Genomic DNA, 19,424 nt, shown 5'->3' with positions numbered 1-19,424 from the left:
GGGGGAAGAGGTGTCGGCGCGATCAGATGCGGATCTCAGCGACCACTTCACCGTACTCCGTCTCCCCGACAGGTGAGAACCCGACACGGAGGAAGAAGGCCTCGGGGCCGCCCTCGCCGGGCTCATAGATGACGTTGATGTGGTCGAGTCCGCGGGCGCGCGCCTCCCCGACGAGCGCCTCGACGGCGAAACGCCCGATGCCGCGCCCCTGATCATCGGCGTCGACGTTGATGCGCCACAGCACCGAGTCGAAGTGGTCGACCGGGGACTCGGCGTCGAAGCTGGCGCTGATGAAGCCCACCACCTCGTCGCCGTCGAGCACCACGCGCTGCCACGTGGTGCGGGGATCGAGCACCGTCCCGGCGATGCCGTACGAGACCGGCGCGAGGAACTGTTCCTGCCCCGGACGCAGCGACAGGTTGTTGACCGCCACGATCGTCGCGGCGGAGAGCTCCTCAAGACGCAGGTCCGACATAACCACAGGGTAGGGCACGGGGCAGCCGTGCGGGCGATGAGTTCCTGGGAGCCCGACGCCGCGCGCCGCGCGCGCTCAGTTCTGCACGGTGACCGGCGTGCCGACCTGGGCGAAGCGGTACATGTGCTCGGCCGCGCCGACCGTCATGTTCACGCAGCCGTGGCTCATGCGCGCACCCGGGCCGAAGTTGCTGTGCCAGTAGGTGCCGTGGAAGCCCTGGTCGCCGTTGAAGTACGTCACCCAGGGCACGTTGCCGGTGCAGTAGTCGAAGCGGCCGCCGGGCACGAAGTTGCCCTGCGCGTCGCACGAACCCATGTGCTGGATCGTCAGCTGTCCGTAGACGGTGAAGGTGCCGTTCTGGGTCTCGTACGGACCACCCGTGCCCAGCGCGATGGGGTACGAGGCCACGAGCTGCTCGTTCTCGTACATGTACGTCATGCCGTCGCTCTTGTCGACGACGACGCGGCGGAACAGCTCCTGGGTCTCGAAGGGGACGACCTCGCCCTGCAGCTCGAAGCTCAGGTCGCCCTGCGCGAGCGACTCCGCGATCTGCGCGGGCAGACCGTCCGTGCTCGTGATGCCGAAGCCGTCCTGACCCTTCTGGATCTCGTGCAGGTGCTCGCCGGCCGCGTTGGTGACGACCTTCGCGTCGACGACGTCGCGGTTCACGCGGGCCGGCAGGTCCGCGATGGCCGCCTCGATCGCGGCGGTGTCGGCGGTGAGCGTGAAGCTTCCCGTCTCCGGGTCGGCCTGCGGGGTGACCCAGCCGGCGATGGTCGCCAGCGGCAGCTCCTCCGCGCGGGTGTCCTCGAGGTAGAAGCCGGCGGTGGCCGCCTGCTCGTTCAGGGACGCGGCGAACTCCTCCGCAGCCTCCGTGGTCACCGGGGCGGACACCTCCGTCGTCGCGACCGAGACGGCGATCTCCCGCTCGCCGGCCGCGAGGGCCGCGGAAAGGTCCTCCGCGAGCGCGTCGAGATCGGGCCCCGACCCGGGCTCGGCGGGCACGGCGACGAAGGTCTCGCCGTCGAAGGTCACGTCCGCGTTCACCGGGTCGGCGAAGAGGCCGGGCGCGACACCGCGGAGCGCGTCCGCCGCGCGCTCGGCGTCGATGACGACCGGGGCGTCGATCGGCTCGGGGCTCCACGCCCCGACGTTCCACAGCGGGTGCGCCGCGGACGCCTCCTCGGCGGCGGCCTTCGCGTCGACCGACGCGCCGACTTCGGCGCCGGTGAGGGTGACGCCGTCGACGGTGATCTCCGCCTCCGCGACGCGCTGGGCGATGGCGTCGGACGCCGTCCCCACGGTGTGGAAGCCGACGGGGGTGCCGGCGACGACCACGCCCGGTGCGATGAGGATCGCGCAGGCGAAGGCCGCCGCGGCCACCACGGCGCCGGCGGGGATGCCGATGCCCAGCCACAGGCCCTTCCTGCTGCGACGACGTTCCGGATCCGCGTCGAGCCCGCTGCCCGCGACACCCTCGATCGGGTGCTCGCCCTCGAGCGGCTGCTCGCCGTCGATCGGCTTGGTCGCCAGGTCGGTCATGTGTCCCCCTCGTGGTCCGCCGCCGCGCGTGGCGCGCGAAAGTGCACCGGTCGGTCAATCGTAGGGTGGCGCGCCGGGGCCGCGGCAGGGGGAAGCGATCACGAAATCGCCTCGATTCGGGTCGATCCCGCAGGGGTGCCCCGATCTGCCCGGGGCGGCATGGTCAGATCCGCTGCCACTCCGGCTTGTTCGCGTAGGTATAGCGGTAGTAGTCGGCGTAGCGCAGCCGCGCCGCCGCGGCCTCGTCGACCACGACGGTTGCGCGGGGGTGGAGCTGAATGGCCGACCCGGGCAGCGACGCGGTGAGCGGGCCCTCGACCGCGCCGGCCACCGCCTCGGCCTTGCCCTCGCCGAACGCCAGCAGCACGAGCTGACGCGCCTCGAGGATCGTCCCGAGCCCCTGCGTGATGCAGTGCATCGGCACGTCGTCGATCGAGTCGAAGAACCGGGCGTTGTCCTCACGCGTCTGCCGGGTGAGCGTCTTCACCCGGGTGCGCGACGCGAAGGAGGACCCGGGCTCGTTGAAGCCGATGTGCCCGTCGGTGCCGATGCCGAGCACCTGCAGCTCGATGCCGCCCGCCGCGGCGATCGCCGCCTCGTACCGCTCGCCCGCGGTCTCGATGCCCTCCAGCGCACCGCTCGGCACGTGCACGCGGTCGGGGTCAAGGCCGAGCGGCTCGACCACCTCGCGGGCGATGACCGAGCGGTAGCTCTCGGGGTGGGCGGGGTCGAGCCCGACGTACTCGTCCAGGGCGAACCCGCGCACGCGCGACACGTCGGCCCCCGCGAGCGACTCGCGCAGCGATTCGTAGACCGGCAGGGGCGTGGACCCCGTGGCCAGGCCGAGTACGGTGTCCGGCCGGGCGTGCACCCGCCGCGCGATCGCCTCGGCCACGATCCGGCCCGCCTCCTCCTTGTCGGAGACGATCACGACCTCTGCCATCGCACCCCTTCCGTCGAGGCGGCCTCCGCCGCCCGGTCGATCCTCTCACGGAGCGGAGCCGCGCTCAGCGCCACGCGATCCCCGCGGCGCGGTGGAAGCCGATGCCCGCCTCTGCCCACAGCGGCGCCATGCGCGCCACCCGCTCGCGGAACGCCTCCCAGGAGCGCTGCGGGGTGCTGCCCAGCCGCGGGGACCACCCCGCCTCCGCCGCGGAACACACCCGCGGGAACATCAGCAGGTCGATGTCGGCGAGGTCGCGCACGGTCTCGGTCCACATCGGGGCCTCGATTCCGAGGATCGCGGACTCGGGCACCTCCGCCACCACGTCGGCGGGATCCCAGCGGTACGAGCGTTCCACGCTCGTCGGCCCGTCGGCCCACGTCAGGCCGACCGGGGTCTCGTCGTCGTATTTCATGTCGAGATAGATCGCGTTCGCGGGGGAGAGGATGATCCGCCCGCCGCGCGAGACGAAGGCGCGGGCGCTGTCGTCGTGCCCCTCGGTGGGCGTCACGTAGCCCCAGTACTGACCGACCGTGCCGGGCGGCAGGTCGGCCTCGCCCGCCTCGTGCCAGGCGATGGGGGTCTTGCCGGTCTCCGTGACGATCCGCGCGGCCAGCGAGACCATCGCGTGGTACTCCCCCGGCGGCGTTCCCAATGCCTCGTCCCCGCCGAAATGCAGGTAAGGGCCGGGGGTCATCGCGGCGATCTCGCCGAGGACGTCGCGCAGGAAGGGCTCGAGCCCCGGTGCATCGGCACGCAGCGACGAGAAGCCGACCGCCATCCCGACATACGGTGCTCCCCGCCGCGGGAGCTCGCCCTGCCCGGGAAAGAGGTCGTGCACCTCGCGCATGAGGTCGGTGACGACGGGGTCCGCGACGAGCTCGGGATGGCTCAGGCCGAGGGCGTGCGTGTGACCCGGCAGGTCGACCTCCGGCACGACGATCATGTGGCGCTCGGCGGCGTAGTCGACGATCCGCCGGTAGTCGGCCGGCGAGTAGCGGCCGCCCGCGTCGCCCAGGCTCGACAGCGCCGAGCCCTCCGCGGCGAGCTCGGGGTGCGAGGCCAGCTCGAGCCGCCACCCCTGATCGTCGGTCAGGTGCAGGTGCAGTGCGTTGAGCTTGAGTGCGCTGGCTCGATCGATGACGGCCTCGACGGTCTCCACGCCGTGGAAGTGGCGGGCCACGTCGAGCATCACGCCCCGGTAGGGGAAGCGCGGCGCGTCGGAGATCTCCACCGCGGGCAGGAGCGGCCCCTCCGCGTCGGCGTCGATGAGCTGCGCGAGGGTCTGCTCGGCATAGAAGAAGCCGGCGTCGTCGCCGGCCGCGATCGCGACACCGTCCGCATCCACACGCAGGCGATAGCCCTCCGCGCCGATCGTGGGGTCGTCCGCGCGGTGCGCCGCGGCGGCGAGGAGCCCGGCGAGCGAGCGGCGATCGCCCGGGTCGGCCGGCGGCGCGGGGCGCAGCGGCGGGCCGCCGAGCTCGCGAACGGCGGCGGGCCAAGGGATAAGGGCCAGGGGCATGGCTGGGAACGTAGCACGCGCGACGTGCGGCCGACCGCCGCCGTTCACCCGTTGGTTACGGATTTGTAAACTTTCCGTCCAAACCGGGTCGCGGGGGTTGTGCGCGCGCGGTTCGTAAGGTCTGGTAACAAACATGAACGAACCAGGCGTGGCGGCGATCGCCGCACGGCCGACACCCGCCGGGCGGGCCGGCCGCAGCAAGGTGCTCCCGGAGCACGCCCGCGCCCACAATCGCTCTCTCGTGCTGTCGACGATCTTCCACGGTGGGGCGATGAGCCGCGCCGACGTCGCCCGATCGACGGGGCTCACGCGCGTCACCGTGTCGGAGCTCGTGGCCGATCTGCTCGAGGCCGGGCTGGTGCGCGAGCACGGCACGCGGCCCGGCGGGCGCCCCGGCAAGCCCGCGATCCTCGTCGACGTCGACCGCGAGGGGTTGCAGTGCATCGCCCTCGACCTGTCGGAGGCCGACGAGTACCGCGGCGCGGTGATCGACCTCGCGGGCACCGTAATCGCCCGCCGCGCCGTGCCCCGTCCCGCCGACCGCGACGGGGAGGCGGCGCGTGCCGCGGTGACGGCCCTCGCCTCCGAGCTGCGTCACGCCGCGACGGGGAGGGTGCTCGGGGCCGGCGTCGGCACGCCCGGCATCGTCTCGCCCGACGGCGTCGTGCTGACGGCGCCGAACCTCGGGTGGACGCGCATGCCCCTCGAGCGGCTGCTGCGAGAGGACCTCGGCGTGCCGGTGCACATCGCGAACGACGCCGACGCGGCCACGCTCGCGGAGCACACGCTCGGCGGCGCGGGCGACGACTTCATGCTCGTCACGGTGGGCCGTGGTGTGGGTGCCGGCGTGTTCATCCGCGGATCGCTCGCACGCGGCAGCCGCTTCTCGCCCGGCGAGATCGGACACGTCACGGTCGGTACCGACGGCGGTCCCGAGTGCGGCTGCGGCCGCCGCGGCTGCCTCGAGTCCTGGCTGTCGATCACCTCGCTCGACGCGAGGATCGCGGCCGGCGCCCCGCGCGACGAGGTGCTGCGCGACGCGGGGGAGCGGCTCGGCATCGCCCTCGCCCCCGTGGTCGGCGCGCTCGACCTCTCCGAGATCGTGTTGGCCGGGCCCGCAGATCATCTCGAGGGCGTGCTGCGCGAGACCGCCGTGGCCACGCTCCGCGCCCGCGCCTTCCTGCACGACGACGTGCAGGTCCGGATGTCCGCGCAGGGGGACGACATCGTGCTTCGGGGCGCGGTCGTCCTCGTCCTGCGCGGCGAGCTGGGGGTCTCTTAGAGACCTCACGGGGCGAAGACGCCCCGATGCAACAGACGCATCACCCCATCCACCAACGAGTAAGGAACGTCACATGAACAAGAAGGCACTGGCGGGCATCGGCCTGCTGGGCGCTGGTTCCGTCGTGCTCGCCGGCTGTGCCGGAGGAGGCGGCGGCGGCGGTGAGCCGGCCGCCAGCGGCGAGATCACGGTCTGGATCGTGGGCACCGACACGCCCCAGACCGCCCGCGACTACCTCATCGAGACCTTCGAATCGGAGAACGAGGGCTGGACCCTCAACCTCGAGGAGAAGCAGTGGGCCGACGTGGGCGAGACCTATGTGGCCGCCCTGCAGTCCAACGACACCCCCGACGTCGTGGAGGTCGGCAACACGCAGGCGATCGGATTCATCGACCAGGGCCTGTTCGCCGACCTCAGCGACATCGAGGGCGACCTGGGTGAGCTCAATCAGGGCCTCGTCGAGGCGGGCACCTACGAGGACACGTTCTACGCGGCCCCGTACTACGCGGGCGGCCGCGTGGTGATGTACTCGCCGATGGTCGTCGACGGCGCGAACCTGCCCACCACGCTCGAGGAGTACGTGGAGCAGGGCATCTCGTACCGCACGGACACGGTCTCGGGCATCTACGCGCCCGGACGCGACTGGTACAACATGCTCCCGTACATCTGGTCGCACGGCGGCGAGATCGCCGTGCAGGACGGCGACACCTGGGACGCGCAGTTCTCGAGCCCGGAGTCGCAGGAGGGCCTGAAGCTGCTGCAGCGGGTCTACCTCGAGGCCAACAACGCGCCGGCCGACGCGCTCGAGACCGACGCGAACGTGCCGTTCTGCGCCGGCGAGACCGCGTTCCTGTCGGCTCCCGCGTGGATGCAGTGGTCGATCCTCGCGGAGGCCGATGCCGAGGTGCCGGGCTGCCCCGACACGTACGGAAAGGACCTCGGGGCGTTCGCTCTGCCCGGCCTGGAGGAGGGGACGACGGCGCCGATCTTCGCCGGCGGTTCGAACCTCGGCGTGGCGGCCCTCTCGGAGAACCAGGAGATGGCGAAGGAGGCCGTGAAGATCATGCTCTCCGAGGGGTACCAGGACCTCCTGGCCGAGGGCGGTCTCACCCCGGCGCTGCTGTCGTCCAGCGACAAGCTGCCCGACACACCCGTCGCGCAGGCGCAGGCACAGGCGCTGGAGAACTCGCGCGGCGTGCCGACCTCGCCCAACTGGGCCGAGGTCGAGTCGAGCCTCGTCATCCAGGACGCCCTCACGCGGATCGCGCAGGGCGAGGACACCGCCGCCGTCGCCGACGAGCTCGACGCGCAGATCGAGAACATCCTCAACGGCTGACGACCCGGGCCCGGCGATGCGCATCGGCCGGGCCCCGGCCGGGCGGGCGACCCGAACGCCCGCCCGGCCGCCCTCCCTTCCCCGCCCGACCGCCACCGCATCCGCTCGACGACTCGAGGGCCCTTCATGACCACGATCTCCGCCGCGCGCCCCTCCTGGGAGGAGCGCGAGAGGCGCCGCCGTCGCCGCGACGCGATCTCGTCGTGGACGCTGCTGACGCCGTCCATCCTGCTCATCGGCCTGATGTCGGGCTATCCGCTCGTGACGATGATCTGGCAGTCGTTCACCGACTATCAGGTGCGTCACAAGATCCAGGGCACGCTGCCCGACTTCGTCTGGTTCGAGAACTACCTCGACGTCATCACCGACGATCAGTTCGTCGCCGTGCTGCTGCGCACGCTCGGCCTGATGGTCGTCACCACCGCCGGGATCATGATCGGCGGGGTCCTCGTGGCCCTGCTCATGACCAAGCTGCGCACGGGCATGCGCCTGCTCGTGTCGGTCGGTCTGCTGCTGGCCTGGGCCATCCCGCCCCTGACCGCGAGCATCATCTGGGGCTTCATCTTCGACACCCAGTACGGCGTCGTGAACTGGGCCCTCAACGAGATCACCCAGAGCAACGCCTTCCACAACCACCCGTGGCTGCTCAGCCCGCTGTCGTTCCTCATGATCATCACGCTCATCGTCGTGTGGGGCGGCATCCCGTTCGTCGCCTTCACGAGCTACGCCGCCCTCGGGCAGATCCCGCGCGAGACGATCGAGGCCGCGGAGATCGACGGCGCCGGCGGGTGGCGCCGCTGGTGGGGCGTGATCTTCCCCGCCGTTCGCCCCGTGCTCGGCGGCCTGCTCATCCTGCAGATCATCTGGAACATGAAGCTGTTCACGCAGGTGTATGCGCTGCAGAGCCGCGGCGGCATCGCCAGCGAGACGAACGTGCTGCCCGTCTACCTCTTCCGGCAGGGCATCGGCGAGTTCGGCGCGACCAGCGCCATCGGCATGCTCTTCGTCCTCATCATGCTCGCCATCAGCTGGTACAACATCCGGATGCTCCTGAAGGAGGACGAGTCGTGAGCACCCTCCTCGTTCCCAAGGCTCCCGCCGCGGTCACCGACCCCGAGACCGCCGTCGCGATCCGTGTGCCCCGCGCCGCGCGCCGTCGCCAGGCGCCGGTCGGCACGGCGCGCACGCCCCTGGCGCGCGTCTGGTTCAACCTCATCGCGCTCGTCGTGTTCGCGTGCTCGACGTTCCCCGTGTACTGGATGATCAACCTGTCGTTCACCCCGGGTGACCAGATCGTCGCGCGCGACCAGTCGCTCGTGCCCCGTGAGCCGACGCTCCTGAACTACATCACCGCGTGGACGCGCCCCGCCAACCAGGGCCAGACCGATTTCCCCCACGCGCTGCGCGTGAGCCTGACGGTCGTCGTCATCGTCGTGGCGGCCGCGCTGCTCGTGGCGTTCCTGGCGTCGATTGCGCTGGCGCGCTTCCGGTTCCGCGGGCGCAAGACGTTCATCGTCGCGATCCTCGTCGTGCAGATGATCCCCGGCGAGGGGATGATGTTCACCGTCTACAACCTCATCGACGACATGCACCTGATGAACAGCCTCATGGGGCTGAGCCTGGTGCACACCGCCGCGGTCATCCCGTTCACGATCTGGACCCTGCGCGGCTTCGTCGCCGGCGTGCCCGCCGAGCTGGAGGAGGCGGCGCAGATCGACGGCTGCTCCAAGCCCGGTGCGTTCTGGCGCGTCACCTTCCCGCTGCTCGCGCCTGGACTGGTCTCCACCGGCATCTTCGCGTTCATGCAGTCGTGGAACGAGTTCCTCATGGCCCTGCTGCTCATGAAGGGCCACAACCTGACCTTGCCGGCGTGGCTGAACTCGTTCCAGTCGGCGACCGAGGCCACGAACTACGGCGCCGTGATGGCGGCCTCGACCCTGATCTGCATCCCCGTGGTCATCTTCTTCCTCATCGTGCAGGGGCGGATGACGGGCGGTCTCGTGGCGGGCGCGGTGAAGGGATGACCGCGCGGGTCGGCGTGGACGTGGGCGGCACGAAGGTCGAGGCCGTCGCCGTCGGGGGAGACGGGGCGGTGCTCGCCCGCGTGCGGCGCGACACCATCCGCGGCGAGGAGGGTGTGCTGGCGTCGGTGCTGGCGGCGATCGGATCGCTCGCCGAGGGGCGCTCCGTCACCGGCATCGGGATCGGCACGCCGGGGCAAGTGCAGGGCGGCATCGTCCGCAACGCCGTGAACCTCGGAGTGACATCCCTCGACCTCGCCGCCGCCGTGTCGGCGCGATCCGGGGCGCCGGTGCGGGTGGAGAACGACGTGAACGCGGCAGCGTTGGGCGTGCACGCCATGCGCGGCGGCGAGGCGCCCCTCGCCTACCTCAACCTCGGCACGGGGATCGCGGCCGGCATCGTCATCGGAGGCACGCCGCTGCGCGGGGCGGACGGCACGGCGGGGGAGATCGGTCACGTGCCGGTCGACCCGCGGGGGCGGGAGTGTCCCTGCGGGCAGCGGGGCTGCATCGAGACGCTCGCGGCCGGCTGGGCGATCGCCGCCCGCTGGGGACGCCACACGGACCACCCGGTGCGCGAGGTGTTCGCCGCCGCGGCCGCGGGCGACGCGCGGGCCGTCGAGATCCGCGACGACCTCGTGCGCGGCGCGGCCGCGGCCGTCCGCGTGCTGGCGCTCGCCGTGGATCCGGCGGTCGTCGTCCTGGGCGGCGGGGTCTCGCGCGTGGGCGAACCGCTGCTCTCCGCGGTTCGTGCGGAGTTGCGGGGGAGCGCGGCGGCCTCGCCCTTCCTGTCGTCGCTGCGCCTCGAGGACCGCGTCGAGCTGCTGCCGCCCGACGCCAACCCCGGGGCGCTGGGGGCCGCGCTGCTCGCCGGCTGATGCCGGCGAGGCACGATCAGCGGGGCCCGAAGACCTTGCCGGGGTTGAGAATGCCCTGCGGGTCGAACACGCGGGCGATCCGCCGCTGCAGTTCCCACTGGTCCTCGCCGAGCTCGTCGGCCAGCCAGCGGGACTTCAGCACGCCGATGCCGTGCTCTCCCGTGAGGGTGCCGCCGAGGCGCAGCGCGGCGCGGAAGAGCTCGTCGGCTGCCCGCCAGATGAGGTCGGGCACCTCGCTGCCGGAGAAGACGAAGTTGGGGTGCAGGTTGCCGTCCCCGGCGTGCGCCACCGTGGGGATCGTGATGCCGTAAGCGTGCTCGATCCGTGCGATCTCGTCGAACATCTCCGGCAGCCGGCTGCGCGGCACCGAGACGTCCTCGATGAGGGTGGTGCCCATCGCGGCCAGTGACGGGTGGAAGGCCCGGCGGATCGCCAGGAGCCGCTCGCCCTCGGCGCGGTCGTGCGTGATGGCGACGGTGCCGCCGACCCGGCGCAGCACGTCGGCGATGGCGTCGGCCTCGGGCCGCGCGGCGGGGCCGTCGGTCTGCACCGTGAGCTGCGACGCGCCGGGCGTCGGCCGCGGCAGCCTCAGGTGCGCGTGAATGGCCTCCAGCGACGCGGCGTCGAGCAGCTCCATGATCGCGGGCTGGATGCCTGCCGCCGTCACGGCGGCGGATCCCGCGGCGGCCGAGCGCACGTCGGGGAAGGTCGCCGCGACGGTGCAGACATCGCCGGGCACGAGGCGGCGCAGCTTGAGCGTGGCGCGCACGATCACACCGAGGGTGCCCTCCGAGCCGATCATGAGCGACGTGAGGTCGAGCCCCGTCACGCCCTTCACGCTGCGGTGCCCCATCGACACGAGCCGCCCGTCGGCGAGGACCACGTCGAGGCCGAGCACGGCATCTCGGACCACGCCGTACTTCGCGCACAGCAGCCCGCCCGCACCCGTGGCGATGTTGCCCCCCACCGTCGCGATGTCGCGACTGGCGGGGTCCGGCGCCCACCACAGCCCCTGCTCCGCCAGGGTGGCGTTCAGTTCCGCGTTGAGGATCCCCGGCTCGACGACGGCGAGGAGATCGTCGGGCCGCACCTCGAGCACCCGCGTCATCCGCCGCACCGACAGCGCGATCTCGCCGGCGCCGGCGTTGGCGGCCCCCGCAAGGCCGGTGCGCGCCCCCTGCGTGACGACGGGGGTGCCGGTCGCCGAGGCGATGCGCAGCGTGGTCTGCACGTGCTCCGGCGCCTCCGCGTGGACGACGGCGAGGGGCCGAGCCGGAGCCGCATGCCCGGAGCGGTCGGCGCGCGCCGCGTCTCGCGCCGCGTCGGTCGTGTCGACGAGGTCGCCGAGCTCCGCCCGCAGCAGCGCGACGACATCGCTCATGCCAGGGAGCGGCGGCCGTGCAGCAGCCCGATCGTGACGGCGACGACGCCGAAGCCGAGTCCGACCCAGCCGAGGCCCAGGTCCCATAGCGCCATCGTGGCCGAGACGAACACGAGCAGCTCCACGAGCGCGCGCACGAACGGGTGGACCGCGAAGACCGCGCGCGGCGAGACGAACAGGGCCCAGGAGAGCACGGCGAGGGCCGGCGCGAGCAGCCCGAAGAGGATGTTCCAGGGGAACGGCCATGCCAGGAAGCCCCACACGAGCAGGATCGCGAACGCGGCGATCTCGGTGAGCAGGCGCAGCACGTCGAGCGCGGTGATGCGCGGAGCGGTGGCGCCGCTGCCGGGGGACGGAGCGGGGGCGGACATGCCTTCCAGTCTACGGCGCGGTCCCGGGCGGGGTCGGGGAGGGGAGGCCGCACAGCCTCGTGACCGTTGTCGCTTCGCCGCCGATGGGCCTGCGGCTCGCGCCGCCGTGCGAGACGACCTCGACCCGCGGCGCCGTCGCCTACCCTGGAAGTGTGACGCGCTCTCCCGAACCGGCGGACTCCACCCGCAAGAAGGACGGGCGGGCGACGCGCTACGCCTCCCTCGACGAGGCCTTCCAGAGGCACGGGACGCCGTCGGCAAACCGGGACTTCATCCGCCGCATCGTCGAGGGCATCGACGCGGCCGGATTCGTCGGCTACGCCACGCACTTCCGCGTCGAGCGGCGCGGCGGTTCGCCCGCGCTCGAGGTGCACCCGGGCTACACGAACGGGTTTCGCACCGAGCAGGAGATCGTGCGGCGCCTCGGCGAGGTCGAGCGCTGGCCGAGCCGCCGGTTCCATGGCGCATGGGGCGTGACGCACCCGGTCGCCGCGCCGGCGGCACCCGAACGCCCGGCCCGCGCGCCGCGGACATCATCATCCCGCGCCGCGTCCGCGCCGGAGGAACCGCCGAAGGTCTGCCCGACCTGCTTCATGGTGCTGCCCATGAGCGGCGTCTGCCAGAACTGCGACGCCTGACGCCGATCAGATCTGCTCGACTCCGGGGTCGGTGACATCCACCTCGTCGGAGCTGACGCGGGAGACCAGGTCGTCCAACGCGGAGTCATCCACCTCGAGACCGGCGTCGCTGAGACGGCGCTCGAGCGTGCTGCGCACGTCGCCGTGGTGAAGGGTGTCGACGAGCATGTCGGCGCGGGTCTGCGCGACGATGCCGGCGATCCGCTCGTCGTCGTTCGTGTTGTGGGTGTCTTCGAGGGGGGCGTCCTGCGTGCCGGGCGTGGTCACCCGGGCGGTCTCGTCTCGCGTCTCGTCACCAGCCATCGGCGTGCTCATCCTCCTCGAACTCGTCCAGCATCGCCCGAAGCAGGGGGTCGTCCAGTGGGGCGACGGGCGGGATCGTTCCGTTCGACATGCGGCCACTCCTCTCGTCCCCTCGGCGGGCACCGCCCGCGCCGAGGTGCCGCCAGCTTCGGCGGACTTTTCCATCGTCTCCGCCGCGCGCGTTCGGCACACGGGGGTTGACTTTTCGCCACCGAAAGGCCTTCCGCCCCCGCGCCGCGCGAGTATCCCGGGGCGCCGAAACTGTCAAGCCCTTTGAGAGGTGGGGGCCCTGCGGCGATCGTGAAGTGGGAGGTCGACATGAATACGGTTCATCAGCTGGATCTCGTCCCGCTGGGCGAAGATGCCTGGCGGCTCTGCGACCGCAGTGTGGAGTCGTGCGACGCGACGAGCGTCGTGGCGTACGTGGAGCGACGGGGTGACGGCTACGAGGTGGTGTGGGTCTCGACGCATCGCGGCGTCGAGCGGTTCACGACGATGGGGGACGTGCTCGAGCGCGCCAACGAGGTGCTCTCGTCCGTGACACCGCCGGGCGCCACGCGCCCGATCCCCATTCCTCACTTCGCACCGCGGCCGCAGGCGCTCGCGGGGTGATGCACGGGGGCGGCGGCCCGGGAAGCTCGAAGGGGAGCCTCCCGGGCCGCCGGTCTGTGTCGCGGCGGACGCGCACGGCTTGACATCTGGCCGAACAAATGTTCGACTATCGGCATGCGGTGGAGCGCGCAGCAGGTGAACGCATCTGCGGACCCGGCCCTCGTCGGCTTGCAGGGACTCGTCCGCTCGGTGCAGACCCCCGACTTCGCCGGCATCACCTTCCATGAGGTGGCGGCGAAGTCGGCTCTCAACCGCGTGCCCTCCCAGAGCCCCATGCCGTTCTCCTGGACGGTGAATCCCTACCGCGGATGCTCGCACGCGTGCGTGTACTGCTTCGCCCGGCGCACGCACTCCTACCTCGAGCTGGATTCCGGCGCGGACTTCGACAGCCAGGTCGTCGTGAAGGTGAACGTGGCCGAGGTGCTCTCCGCCGAGGTCTCGCGCCGATCCTGGAAGCGGGAGCTCGTGGCGCTCGGCACGAACACCGACCCCTATCAGCGCGCCGAGGGGCGCTATGCGCTGATGCCGGGGATCATCGCCGCGCTCGCCGAGAGCGGCACACCCCTGTCGATCCTCACGAAGGGCACGCTGCTTCGGCGCGACCTGCCCTTGCTCGCCCGCGCGGCCGAGCAGGTGCCCGTAGACCTGGCGATGTCGGTCGCGATCTTCGACGATGAGCTGCAGAAGACCATCGAGCCGGGCACGCCGTCGGCGGCGGCGCGACTGGCGACGGTGCGCGCGGCAGCCGAGCTGGGCTTCCGCGTCACGGTTTTCGCGATGCCGATCCTGCCCTGGCTCACCGACTCGGTCGAGCATCTCGACGGCGCGCTCGCGCAGATCGCCGCCTCCGGCGCGCATCGCGTCGTGTACGGCGCGCTGCACCTCCGGCCCGGGGCGAGGGAGTGGTTCTTCGCCTGGCTCGCGCGCGAGCACCCGAAGCTCGTCCCCGTGTACCGGCGGCTCTACGGCGGTTCGTCGTACGCGTCGAAGGATTACCGCGCGTGGCTCGCGCGGCGCGTCCGCCCGCTCATCCGGCGGCATGGTCTCGACGCGCGTGAGGACGATGACGCTCCCGACGCCTGGCGCGGCGCGAAGGTGGCTGCCGTCCCGGCCGCGACGCTGGACCTGCCGACGACCGCCGCGCCGACGCTGTTCTGACGCGCGGCAGGAGAGCCGGCGGGCCGTGTGCATCGGGCGAGGCAGGAGGGGTGGCGGAGGATAGGGGATTCGAACCCCTGAGGGCTTGCACCCAACACGCTTTCCAAGCGTGCGCCATAGGCCACTAGGCGAATCCTCCGTGGGCCCCCGAGAGGGCCTCGGAACATCCTACCCGGCCCGACCGGCGCGGCCGAACCGCATCACCTCGGCCACAGCGCGCGGGCTCAGGAACGACCGCGGCGCCGCGGTCGCGACCGCCCGTGCCAGGGGGAAGGGAAGGAGCGCGCCCCGGACGGCGCGCAGCGAGTCGGCGAGGTCGGGCGCATGGCGCCGCCGGGCCGGCCCATAGCTCGCCGCCTCGATGCCGGCGACGAGGGGCTCGAGCAGCTCCGGAGACAGGCCGGGGCGACGCGCCACGCGGGCGGCGAGCGCGCGGGGTGTCTCGTGGGCGTGCACCTGCTCGCCCGCGTCCACCAGGATGTCGGTCAGCTCGCGCCACGCGGCGGGTGCGTCGCCGCGCACGGCCGCTCGCAAGCGGCGCCGCCGGATCGTGATGCGAGCGACGGCGGGCAGCGACAGCAGCGCCAGGAGGCCGACTCCCCAGCCGAGGGGGACGAGCCAGGCGGCGCCCTCGTCGGCCCGGTCGTCCTCCGCTCCGCTCGGCAGCTCCTCCGGTGGCAGCGTGCGCTCCGCGCTCGCCGTCGGCGTCGGCACGGGGGGCGCCGCCGGCGTGGGCTGCGCGCCCGAACCGCCGCCGGCGATCGCCTCCGGCAGCAGGGAGGTGGCGGTGCCCAGGCCGGGGGTGGGTTCGAACGGCATCCAGCCGATGCCGCGGAAGTACACCTCGGGCCAGGCGTGCAACTGCGAGGCCCGCACGGTGTACACGGCGTCCTGCCCCAGCCACTCGCCGGTCCGCACACCGGGGAGGTAGCCGACGACGACGCGCGAGGGCATGCCGAGCGTGCGCGCCATGACCGCGAAGGTCGAGGCGAAGTGCACGCAGTACCCCTCCCGCTCTTCGAGGAACGCCGCCATGGCCTCGAGGTCGGTGCCGTCGAAGCCGTCGTCCACGGGCGCGTCGAGCGAGTACTCGAACTCCCCGGCCCGGAACCAGCTCTGCAGGGCCACGAGACGGTCGTAGTCGTTCGTCTCGCCCGCCACGACGCGGTTGGCGGCCTCGGCCACCGGATCGACGAGCGGCGCGGCAGGCAGGGCGGTCGTCTCCCGAGACAGGCCCTCCGCGGACGGCGACGGGATCGCTGCGGTGGCCGCCTGGGCCCTCTCGCGGGTCGGCTGGGGCACGAGCGCGGTCGCCGTGTAGCTCTCGCCTCCGGCCTCGCCGCCCGTCAGCGTTCCGTTCTCGTCCGTCAATCGCCACTCGCGAGAGACGCCATCCAGCGCCGCGAGCGGGTAGGGCACGGGCAGGAGCGAACCCTCGAGGTTGAGGATCTCCACGTCGACCGACACCAGCTCGCTGCCCTCGGGGGCGTCCGCCTCGAGGGCCGACGGAACGACGTCCTCCACGGGTTGCGACGGGCCGTCGTCCGGCTCCCACTCGGCGCCCGTGAACGACGACAGTGTCGCCACCCGCAGGTAGGGCGGGGCCTCCCCCGCGTTGACGACGTAGCGCAGCACGTCAGTGTCGCCGACGCGTCGCAGGTCGTCGCCGAGGTCGAGCGAGGCGTCGATCCGCGTCGGCGCGCCGGGGCCGCGCAGCGAACCCGTCGGTTCCGGCAACAGGGGCGCCACGACGAGCGAGGCCGCCAGAGCGGCGGCGGCGAGAGCGGCGGCGGTCACCGGTCGCGCGTCCGTGGGTGTCCGCCGGCGCCGATCGAGATACAGCAGGACGAGGGTGGCGGCGAGGAACAGCAGCAGCGGGGGCAGCCCGGTCGGGATGCCGGTGATCGCGGGCGGCAGGATCCACACCGCCACGGCGGCCACGATGGCGGCCACGGGAAGGCGCAGCGTCACCGCGAACACATCGAGCACGAGGACGAGCAGGCCCGCGGCCGCGATCAGCACGAAGGTCAAGGGTGCGTCGGGGTCGACGGGAGCCGCGCTCTCGGTGATCTGCGTCGTCGCCGACGACAGCAGTGGCGGCATCCCCGCAAGCAGTCGCGGCGTGGGGACGACGCCCAGCAGCGACGAGGGACCGGGCAGCAGCCCGGCGAGGGAGAGCAGGCTGTGGGCGCCGGTCGTCGCGGCGACCCAGGCGGCGGCCTGGGCGAGCGGCGCAAAGAGCGCGAGCGGTACCACCGCGCGCACGATCGCCCCGGTGGCCCACACGGCGAGCATGCACAGCACGGCGCCGGCCAACCATGCCGGCACGATGACGTCCGCGAGCGGCAGAATCGCGGCCAGCGCCAGCAGCAGCGTGGCCACCGAGGTCGCCAGGCCCCGGTCTCGGCGGCGACGCGCCGGCCGCGCAGGAAGCGGCGGCGCGGGCGAGGTCGCGATCAGCTCATCGATCGCCATGAGCGCCTCCCGGCCCCGCCCCGACCCGATCGAACGCCGTCAGCCACGCCGCCGCGACGTCCTCGCCGAGGCGCGCCACGGCCCAGCCGCCGTCACTCAGGCGCTCAAGGGAGCTGCGAAGGGGCGACGGCGTGAGCAGGACCGGAAGCCAGGAGTGACGTGCCAGCGGGTCGAGGGCTGGGGCGAGACGGTCGTCGACCGTGCCGCAGACGACGACGAGTGGTCCCGTCGAGGCGGGCAGTGTGAACCCGGCGCCCTCACCGCTGCGCCCCAGATCGGACCGATCCGGGACGACCGTCGCGAACGCGCGCTCGAGCGACTCGAGCGCGGATCCGTCGGGCGCGGCGACATCGGCCAGCGCCCGCCCGGCGTGATCGGTCACGGTCACCGCGAAGCCGTCGGATGCCAGCCGCCACGCGGCCGAGACGCACGCCGTCACCGCCGCCTCGAACCCGGCGTCCTCGCCCGCGCGCGCCTCCGCCGGCCACCGGGGCGACGCGAGGTCGAGCACGACGGTCGCCGCGGGAACGGTCTGCTCCTCCTCGTCGCGGACCATGAACGATCCGCGGTGCGCGGAGGCTCGCCAGTGGATGCGTCGCATCGAGTCGCCCGGGGCGTACGGGCGAGGGATGAGGTTGTCGCTGCCACGCCCGCGGCGCTCCTCGGACTCGCCGCCGTCCCCCACATCGCCGTGGGCGCGGGGCAGCGGCGCGAGCCAGCGCGCGCGGGGCACGACGAGGACGGGCGTCGGCTCTCCGAGCAGGGCCGTGCGCCGCCAGAGGCCGAAGGGATCGGTCGCCGCCAGCTCGAGCGGTCCCACCGGATGGCGTCCGCGCCGCATCCCCGTCACGGTGTACGAGACGCGCACCTCCGACCCGTCGCCGCGCGGCACGGTGCCCGAGGCGTCGCCCGACAGGCCGGGCGGCAGCGCGTCGCGCCACTGCCCTCGCGGCGGCCGCCGCGGCGGCTCCGCCGACAGCCGCAGCTCGATCGTCGTCTCCGACCCGACCTCCACCGACTCCTCCGAGAGGCGGCGCGCGACCTCCACGCCCGGTCGTGCGTGGCGGGCGGCGAACCAGCACACCGCCAGCAGCGACAGCAGGGCCACCCCCACGTACTGCGCCGCGGCGGCCCCGGTCGCCGCGGCGAGGGGGAGGCAGGCGACGCCGAGCGCCAGGACGGCCCATCCGCGCGCGGTCAGCGGCGGTCCCTGCCGGCTCCCGCGACGACTCGACATGGCTCAGCCCGCCACGGGCACCGGCACGCTCGAGGCGATCCGTTCCAGGATCGCCGGCACCGCGTCCGCCGCTCGGCGTGACTGCGTCGCCGAGCGTGAGGGGATCAGGCGGTGCGACATCACGGGGCCGAGCAGCGCGACGACATCGTCCGGCAGCACGTAGCCCCGGCCCTCGAGGGCCGCGTTGACCTTCGCGGCGCGCACCAGCTGCAGGGTGGCGCGGGGGCTCGCGCCGAGGCGCAGCTCCGGGTGGGAGCGCGTCGCCTGGGCGAGCGCCACGGCGTAGTCCTCGACCGCCGGCGCCACGTGCACGGATCGCGCCCACGCGATGAGCGCGCGCACCTGATCGGTCGTCACGACGGGCCGAAGCTCATCGAGCGGGTTCGCGGCGTCCCGCTGGCGCAGCATGAGCGCCTCCGCGCGCGCGTCCGGGTACCCCATCGAGATGCGCATCATGAAGCGGTCCCGCTGCGCCTCGGGCAGCGCATAGGTGCCCTCCATCTCGAGCGGGTTCTGCGTCGCGACGACGAGGAACGGATCGGGGAGCCCGTGCGTCGCGCCGTCGACCGTCACCTGGCGCTCCTCCATCGCCTCCAGGAGGGCGGACTGCGTCTTGGGGGAGGACCGGTTGATCTCGTCCGCGATGACGATGTTGGCGAACACGGCGCCCGCCTTGAACTCGAACTCCCGCACGACCGGGTCGAACACCGATACGCCCGTCACGTCGCTGGGCAGCAGGTCGGGGGTGAACTGCACGCGGCGCACGTCGGCGGCGATCGACGCGGCCAGCGCCCGCGCGAGCATCGTCTTGCCCACGCCCGGCACGTCCTCGATGAGCAGGTGACCCTCCGCCAGCAGGACGATCAGCGCCGCGCGCACCGCCTCGGGCTTGCCATCGATGACCCGCTCGATCGACGCGGCGATCCGGTCGGTCGCGTCGCGGAAGGCCGCAGCGCCATCATCGGCGCCGTCCCTGGCCGCGGGGCGGACGGTCGTGGACTCGGACATGCGTCCTCCCTCACGGGTTCGGGGAGCCACTCTGTGGGGCACAGCCTAATGTCCTCCTGGGCGGACGGCGGCGGTTCCCCGGGCACCTCACGGCCCGGCCGCGGATCGCGCCTCGCGCACGTCGGGTAGACTGGGTGACAGCTCTCCGCGTGACGGCATCCAGGCCAACTCCCCCAGGACGGAAACGTAGCAAGGGTAACCGGGCTCTGCCGGGTACGCGGAGAGTCTTTTTTGTGCCCGAG

At 72.7% G+C, this 19,424-nt stretch carries 18 protein-coding genes, 1 tRNA gene and 1 other RNA gene; 9 read left to right on the top strand and 11 right to left on the bottom strand.

What is annotated here, in order from left to right; all coding sequences use genetic code 11:
• Positions 1-22 precede the first annotated feature (22 nt).
• The 4 genes from N8N77_RS05390 to N8N77_RS05375 form a co-directional block, all read right to left on the bottom strand.
• A complete protein-coding gene (locus N8N77_RS05390; protein WP_261165228.1) occupies positions 23-475 on the bottom strand; it encodes a GNAT family N-acetyltransferase in 453 nt (150 codons plus the stop codon).
• A gap of 75 nt (positions 476-550) precedes the next feature.
• On the bottom strand, positions 551-2,017 hold the full coding sequence (locus N8N77_RS05385; protein ID WP_261165226.1) for a L,D-transpeptidase/peptidoglycan binding protein: 1,467 nt from the start codon (positions 2,015-2,017) through the stop codon (positions 551-553).
• Between the two features lie 163 nt (positions 2,018-2,180).
• Positions 2,181-2,960: a glucosamine-6-phosphate deaminase gene (gene nagB, locus N8N77_RS05380; protein ID WP_261165225.1), complete on the bottom strand. Its 780-nt coding sequence runs from the start codon at positions 2,958-2,960 to the stop codon at positions 2,181-2,183.
• A 64-nt stretch (positions 2,961-3,024) separates the two neighbouring features.
• Positions 3,025-4,482: a beta-N-acetylhexosaminidase gene (locus N8N77_RS05375; RefSeq protein WP_261165224.1), complete on the bottom strand. Its 1,458-nt coding sequence runs from the start codon at positions 4,480-4,482 to the stop codon at positions 3,025-3,027.
• A gap of 133 nt (positions 4,483-4,615) precedes the next feature.
• Here N8N77_RS05375 and N8N77_RS05370 point away from each other — a divergent pair, with 133 nt between their 5' ends.
• The 5 genes from N8N77_RS05370 to N8N77_RS05350 all read left to right on the top strand — a co-directional run bounded on the left by N8N77_RS05370 (position 4,616) and on the right by N8N77_RS05350 (position 9,999).
• Positions 4,616-5,764 (top strand): ROK family protein, encoded by a 1,149-nt coding sequence (locus tag N8N77_RS05370; protein WP_261165222.1) that lies wholly within the window; start codon positions 4,616-4,618, stop codon positions 5,762-5,764.
• 73 nt (positions 5,765-5,837) lie between these two features.
• Entirely contained in the window at positions 5,838-7,100 is a 1,263-nt protein-coding gene (locus tag N8N77_RS05365) for an extracellular solute-binding protein (RefSeq protein WP_261165221.1), read from the top strand.
• Between the two features lie 126 nt (positions 7,101-7,226).
• Complete coding sequence (locus N8N77_RS05360) at positions 7,227-8,171, top strand: carbohydrate ABC transporter permease (protein WP_261165220.1); 945 nt, start codon at positions 7,227-7,229, stop codon at positions 8,169-8,171.
• A complete protein-coding gene (locus N8N77_RS05355) occupies positions 8,168-9,124 on the top strand; it encodes a carbohydrate ABC transporter permease (RefSeq protein WP_261165219.1) in 957 nt (318 codons plus the stop codon). The genes N8N77_RS05360 and N8N77_RS05355 overlap by 4 nt, the downstream gene beginning before the upstream one ends.
• Positions 9,121-9,999: an ROK family protein gene (locus N8N77_RS05350; protein WP_261165218.1), complete on the top strand. Its 879-nt coding sequence runs from the start codon at positions 9,121-9,123 to the stop codon at positions 9,997-9,999. Before N8N77_RS05355 ends, N8N77_RS05350 begins: the two co-directional genes overlap by 4 nt.
• A 16-nt stretch (positions 10,000-10,015) precedes the next feature.
• Here the strand turns inward: N8N77_RS05350 and N8N77_RS05345 are convergent, their stop codons facing one another.
• Positions 10,016-11,380, bottom strand: coding sequence for an FAD-binding oxidoreductase (locus N8N77_RS05345; protein WP_261165217.1), 1,365 nt, complete (start codon positions 11,378-11,380; stop codon positions 10,016-10,018).
• Positions 11,377-11,751 carry a YrdB family protein gene (locus N8N77_RS05340; protein ID WP_261165215.1) on the bottom strand — a complete coding sequence of 125 codons (375 nt, stop codon included), beginning with the start codon at positions 11,749-11,751 and terminating at the stop codon, positions 11,377-11,379. Before N8N77_RS05340 ends, N8N77_RS05345 begins: the two co-directional genes overlap by 4 nt.
• A 152-nt stretch (positions 11,752-11,903) precedes the next feature.
• Between N8N77_RS05340 and N8N77_RS05335 the strand changes: the two genes are divergently transcribed.
• Positions 11,904-12,389 (top strand): hypothetical protein, encoded by a 486-nt coding sequence (locus tag N8N77_RS05335; RefSeq protein ID WP_261165213.1) that lies wholly within the window; start codon positions 11,904-11,906, stop codon positions 12,387-12,389.
• 6 nt (positions 12,390-12,395) lie between these two features.
• On the opposite strand, the gene N8N77_RS05330 is transcribed toward N8N77_RS05335, so the two are convergent.
• Positions 12,396-12,692, bottom strand: a complete 297-nt coding sequence (locus N8N77_RS05330) for a hypothetical protein (protein ID WP_261165211.1) — start codon at positions 12,690-12,692, stop codon at positions 12,396-12,398.
• Between the two features lie 318 nt (positions 12,693-13,010).
• Here N8N77_RS05330 and N8N77_RS05325 point away from each other — a divergent pair, with 318 nt between their 5' ends.
• Positions 13,011-13,304 (top strand): hypothetical protein, encoded by a 294-nt coding sequence (locus N8N77_RS05325; RefSeq protein WP_261165209.1) that lies wholly within the window; start codon positions 13,011-13,013, stop codon positions 13,302-13,304.
• Between the two features lie 114 nt (positions 13,305-13,418).
• Complete coding sequence (locus tag N8N77_RS05320; RefSeq protein WP_261165207.1) at positions 13,419-14,462, top strand: Rv2578c family radical SAM protein; 1,044 nt, start codon at positions 13,419-13,421, stop codon at positions 14,460-14,462.
• Positions 14,463-14,513: 51 nt separating this feature from the next.
• On the opposite strand, the gene N8N77_RS05315 is transcribed toward N8N77_RS05320, so the two are convergent.
• The 4 genes from N8N77_RS05315 to N8N77_RS05300 all read right to left on the bottom strand — a co-directional run bounded on the left by N8N77_RS05315 (position 14,514) and on the right by N8N77_RS05300 (position 19,182).
• Positions 14,514-14,601: transfer RNA gene (locus N8N77_RS05315), tRNA-Ser, on the bottom strand.
• A gap of 29 nt (positions 14,602-14,630) precedes the next feature.
• Complete coding sequence (locus N8N77_RS05310; RefSeq protein ID WP_261165206.1) at positions 14,631-16,937, bottom strand: DUF3488 and transglutaminase-like domain-containing protein; 2,307 nt, start codon at positions 16,935-16,937, stop codon at positions 14,631-14,633.
• Positions 16,924-18,174, bottom strand: coding sequence for a DUF58 domain-containing protein (locus tag N8N77_RS05305; RefSeq protein ID WP_261165204.1), 1,251 nt, complete (start codon positions 18,172-18,174; stop codon positions 16,924-16,926). Before N8N77_RS05305 ends, N8N77_RS05310 begins: the two co-directional genes overlap by 14 nt.
• A 3-nt stretch (positions 18,175-18,177) precedes the next feature.
• Positions 18,178-19,182: a MoxR family ATPase gene (locus N8N77_RS05300; RefSeq protein ID WP_261165203.1), complete on the bottom strand. Its 1,005-nt coding sequence runs from the start codon at positions 19,180-19,182 to the stop codon at positions 18,178-18,180.
• Positions 19,183-19,318: 136 nt separating this feature from the next.
• Between N8N77_RS05300 and ffs the strand changes: the two genes are divergently transcribed.
• Positions 19,319-19,415, top strand: an RNA gene (ffs, locus tag N8N77_RS05295) — signal recognition particle sRNA small type.
• The last annotated feature ends 9 nt before the right edge of the window (positions 19,416-19,424 follow it).

The sequence above is a fragment of the Microbacterium sp. Marseille-Q6965 genome, from assembly GCF_946151065.1.
In the GTDB taxonomy this organism is placed as follows: Bacteria; Actinomycetota; Actinomycetes; order Actinomycetales; family Microbacteriaceae; genus Microbacterium.
The sequence above is the reverse complement of the archived record's forward strand: the minus strand, read 5'-3'. Positions and strand labels throughout refer to the sequence as shown.